General features: G+C 40.1%; 6 protein-coding genes. 1 reads left to right on the top strand and 5 read right to left on the bottom strand.

Going from position 1 to position 4,722, the window contains the following annotated elements; all coding sequences use genetic code 11:
• On the top strand, positions 1 to 236 hold a 236-nt coding region (locus ACIQ2X_RS15870; protein WP_396179950.1), incomplete at its 5' end, for a hypothetical protein.
• Here the strand turns inward: ACIQ2X_RS15870 and ACIQ2X_RS15865 are convergent.
• The 5 genes from ACIQ2X_RS15865 to ACIQ2X_RS15845 form a co-directional block, all read right to left on the bottom strand.
• The gene (locus ACIQ2X_RS15865) at positions 187 to 492 is read right to left on the bottom strand and encodes an HNH endonuclease (protein ID WP_396179949.1); all 306 of its coding nucleotides are present in this window, start codon (positions 490 to 492) and stop codon (positions 187 to 189) included. The genes ACIQ2X_RS15870 and ACIQ2X_RS15865 overlap by 50 nt on opposite strands.
• A gap of 417 nt (positions 493 to 909) precedes the next feature.
• On the bottom strand, positions 910 to 1,296 hold the full coding sequence (locus tag ACIQ2X_RS15860) for a hypothetical protein (protein WP_396179948.1): 387 nt from the start codon (positions 1,294 to 1,296) through the stop codon (positions 910 to 912).
• A 901-nt stretch (positions 1,297 to 2,197) separates the two neighbouring features.
• Entirely contained in the window at positions 2,198 to 2,422 is a 225-nt protein-coding gene (gene nrdH / locus ACIQ2X_RS15855) for a glutaredoxin-like protein NrdH (RefSeq protein ID WP_396179947.1), read from the bottom strand.
• Positions 2,407 to 4,245, bottom strand: coding sequence for a hypothetical protein (locus ACIQ2X_RS15850; RefSeq protein WP_396179945.1), 1,839 nt, complete (start codon positions 4,243 to 4,245; stop codon positions 2,407 to 2,409). Before ACIQ2X_RS15850 ends, nrdH begins: the two co-directional genes overlap by 16 nt.
• Complete coding sequence (locus tag ACIQ2X_RS15845) at positions 4,246 to 4,569, bottom strand: hypothetical protein (protein WP_396179944.1); 324 nt, start codon at positions 4,567 to 4,569, stop codon at positions 4,246 to 4,248. It lies immediately after the preceding gene.
• Positions 4,570 to 4,722 lie beyond the last annotated feature (153 nt).

Raw genomic sequence — 4,722 nt, 5'->3', positions numbered from 1 at the left:
GTCTTCTGGATACTCAGAAAAAACGTTATGCCTTCTATGAGCCTTCTGTGACCTCTCAGACCTATTCCACAAGTCTTGTTAAACATTATCTGCATGTACAGGATACTCCAATTACATACATCAATGTTGCTGTAGATATCAATAGCATTAGTAAAGCTATCAAACCTTGTTCTATTAGTCTCTTCATTAGTACCACTTATCGCTTTGCCATTCTATTCTTTGCTTACTTACTTTAATCTTATCTTTCTTGGTACTGTTGCATCTTATGCACATTACCGCCAGATTTTCAAAGCTGTTGTCATAGTAATACTCTCCATTACCTAGATGTCCAGGTATGATATGGTCCACTGTGATACCTGACCCTGATAGGGGACCTGCATTACAGTTGACACAGTGATAGGGTTCTCCTACATACTGTAGATACTCTTTACGTATCCTTTGCCATTCCTTGCTTTTGTGAAAGTCACTACCTGTTATTGAATACTTACTCATCGCTTATTCCTTGCTCTACGTCTAGCATTGTCACAGTTTCTGCATATTCTGCCATACCCGTCAATTCTGGCTCTATCTTTGCTGAAGCCAGATATCTCCTTTTTCTTCCTGCACTTGGGACACACTTTCCACCCATCCAATGTGCTGGCAATCAGAGCAAGCCTCTTGAGCATCGTGTGTGTCATGTCTGCACCACCAGACTTCCTGCCTAATAGTCTTCCCATCATGCTCCATACATCCTCCCAATCACACCATTTCCAATTTAGTTCACCAACGTTAGCTAAGTCAAGAAGATGTGCAGCACACAAATGCCCCAAGGTGGGGTGTACGTAATAGGCTGTCCTATCACATATCCTACACACTTGAGGCGTTGTGGTTGTTTTGTATCTCTTTAACCATTCATATGGATTAGAGGCATCAAACTTGTCCTGTATATACATTTAGCAAATCTCTTATCTTGATAAGATAGCCTTTGGATGGGTTATCAGAGTTAACGTTGTCTCTCTTGATACCGTGCTTTTCCACAGCTTCTTTAAGTACTTCCATAGGAACACTCATAAGCATTGGCTTCTTACCATCTAATGGTACCACAAAAGTGTAGTACTCTGCTTTGCTGACTGAAATACCGCTTGGTTTCCATGTTTGCTCATTGTTGTACCAGCATTCATATTCAATGAATAGGTTGCCAGTCTTTTGCCACATGTAGTCAGTCTTGACCTCATGGGTTGTTAGCACCTTGTCCAGATGCTCTTCTCCACGCTTACCAGAGCTGTAATCTCTGTCCCAATCAGATAGACTAGCCATTAGCCAATCACCTCTTTCTTGAGTTCATCAAGCTGCTTGCTTACCTTTCCAACGGTAAAGGTCAGAAACAATACATTAATTGTTAGTAGTAGAATCCATAGTTCCATTGTCATCACCCCCAAATGCCAATTCATAAATCAAGTCCAGCTGTTCCTGGATACGTAGGTCAGCGTCTTTTGTCTTAGCTAGCTGCCTATCAATGTAGTCATTAATCATTTTGTTCTCCTCTTGCCTGTTTATCATACCCTTGCCTTTCAGGTAATACTATTCTATCACTATTTTTAATACTTTGCTTGTTTTTTATATATTTATATCTAAGTATTTCTTATATCTAATACCTAAGTCATTTCCCAGATGGCTATTAGGTAGAGATGGCTTGTAATCAGCCATCCCATGCATTTCCCATCTAGGAATCAGTGCATCAATGTGTCGTTAGACCACTACGCCAAATACATATCCATTCACAAGGTCATAGGGTAGTGCGGTTCTATGACAACAGATATGTTCTTAAATTTAATTAATCCCATCCAGAGGCAGAGTCATCAACTGACTGCTTGGTGGGTCGCTTTTTGTAGCTAAGTGATGTGGCTCAACCCACGATATCATCTGTGATTAGCAGATACTGTTATCTTTAATGTCTGTTAGTTACTCGTCATTGAGGTCCTCTGTCAAGACTCTTATATGGTACCACATTTTTAAACATCATGCAAATGAAAACCCTCCTAGCGGTGGGTGAGAGACACTAGGAGGGAAAATTAGAAGAGGTGGGAGGGAGCAAAAAGGCAATATGACAGAGGAAAGCTACAACCTCCCACCAAACTTATGCCGAATCCCTTAAAAACAACACAAGTATATTTAGTTATAATGTCCACTTAGGAAGGACACTTATATTATACACGTTTTACTTGATTTGTGCAAGTTTATCAGGTTGGTAGCCTGTCCATGACTCTGTACCCCAGAAAACTACAGGTGCTGCCTTGAATCCCAGGGAAGTTACATACAACAATGCTTCATAATCTTCTTCTACATTGTATTCAAGATACTCAATGTTTTTTTCCTGGAGGTATTTTTTTGTCCAATCGCACTGGACACACCTATTCTTTGAGTAGATTATAGGTCTATCCATTGTGTACCATCCCAATATTTGTGGTCCCAGTCTACCCAGTCAGTGCCATTCCATACCTTCTGAGCAGAAGCAGTTTGCCAATCAGTGCCATCATAGTACTTGACAAGATTTACCTGTGACTGAAAGTGTGATTTTCCAATCAAGTAGCGTTCTTGAATTTCTCTAATGGTGCATGACCTGTTATAGAATGCAAATTTGTCAATAAAGAAATCTGTTGCTCTTGCCAAAAGGTTGCTTGGCTCACCCATAAAGAATTGGGCATATGGAAGAGTGCTAATTGCACCTGTATTCCAGTTGGAAGTAACATGCGTTCTAAGGACACCATCTATATATATTCTATAGGCACTAGCACTACCAGACTGATTTCCAGTACCACCAGGAGTTCTAGTAACTACAACATGGTGCCAATCATTATTAGCTATTCCTTCGTAAATATGCAAATATAACTGCTGCAATGTTGAGTTTTGTGTATATCTATTTGAAGAACTTGACTGTACACCTTCAACAAAAGTACCGTCCGCATTAATTAATGTCCAGTTCCAGGTAGTAGTCAATATTGGTACCTGTGCCCAAATTGCGGTAGCTAGATTGTTATTAAAGCCTCTTCCACGTGTTCCAATGTGAATAGGTCCATTTGTTGCACTGCTTTGAGGTGCTTGAGGATATGCAACCATTAGTTTTCTATATTGATTATTAGATGATATTGGATTTTTTATCCAGAACTCAAAAGTAAATGCTCCAGTTGCAACACTATTTTTCATGCCAGCGTTTAAGCCTGCAGTACCAACATCTACTTCTTGAACAACGGTACCGTTTTGAGTACTAAATTTCCAAGACTTACCAAACTTACTTTCTTGATTAACATCAATAGATGTGTAATTATCATTTAATGCACCCCAGGATGCAGCGGTACCAAATACATCAGCATCAGTATTCTTATCAGGATTGTTAAGGGTTGTGTAGTATTCAACACCGCTATTGATAACGTGGTTGTTATATGGAGAAATATCACTAATTGAATAGTTATTTACTGCAAGTGCTTTTATTTCTTCTCTTGTAAGTGCTTTATTCCAAAGAGCAAGGCTAGACATAATTTGCACATTTGCACTTCCAGCATTTGTAAAGAAAAATTCAAGGTCATCATTCTGGTCAAAACCGTTTACACCTTCAACAAAAGAGTTGAGAATTGGAATTCCATTAACATAGATAGCTCTTTCTAAATTGTAGCCACCATTAGTTGCAGCTACGGAGTGTGTAATCCATGTATAAGTAATGTTATACCAAATTCCAGGAACTACTTGAAATAGAGTGCTAGTGTTTGCACCCCATGTAGTTGCATTAGCAGCTGCAGTTACGTATCTATGGTTTGTCCAGCCAAGTTTTCCAGTACCTGAACCAACATCAATATAGTTTGCTCCACCAGAAACAGATGCACTTTCATCAGTTGTTCCATTTTCACGTCTAAAGAACTGAATTGTGCTACCAATATTTGCAACATCAGTTGTTGGAACTACCTTATACCAAAAATTAACTGTTTCTCCAAAGCTAGCTCTACCATAAACATTTGTATATGTTTGATATTCAGGATTCCCAAGCTTTAGTCTTTTTGTTCTTGGTGCAACAGTCTGACCATTTAATCTTAAAGAATGAGTGTATGGACTTCCTGGAGGCACATCAGCATAATACTGTCTAGTCTCACCAGAACCAGTCAAGCCATCACGAATAGCAGCTTCAGGTGCAACTGTTGTGTTTACTACTGGCGTAAAGTTATTGTTTAGATTATAAAAGATAGCAGCATCAGAATATAGGTCTTGGTAAGCCATTTATATCACAATCCAAAGCCAGCCAATTTGAGGATTAGACGGGGCAGTGGATGATACGTATACATTCTGGTCACCTTGAGGTCCTTGAGGACCAGTTTCTCCTTGTATACCTTGCTCCCCTTGAATTCCTTGTGGTCCTGTAGGTCCTACTTCTCCCTGCTCACCCTGGATTCCCTGTGGTCCTTGAGGTCCTTCAGGTCCTGTAGGTCCTGCCTCACCCTGAGGTCCTTGAGGTCCTGCATCTCCCTGTGGTCCCTGAGCACCAGTTGCACCAACAAATGAGTATTCATTCCAGTAAACACCCAAAGATGTAGTTGGAATCAAAGCATCATTGTTTGCAATACAGATGTAGTAGTTGCCTAGGTAGTTTACGATATCTCCAACTAGATAGCCGTTAGGAGATACTCTTGATGTATCCCATGCAAAGCCAGCTAGTCCTTGGATACCCTGGATTCCTTGCTGACCCTGGATACCCTG

It is taken from the genome of Flavobacterium sp. (assembly GCF_044368625.1).
Taxonomy (GTDB): Bacteria; Bacteroidota; Bacteroidia; order Flavobacteriales; family Flavobacteriaceae; genus Flavobacterium.
This window is presented reverse-complemented; position numbering and strand designations above follow the sequence as displayed.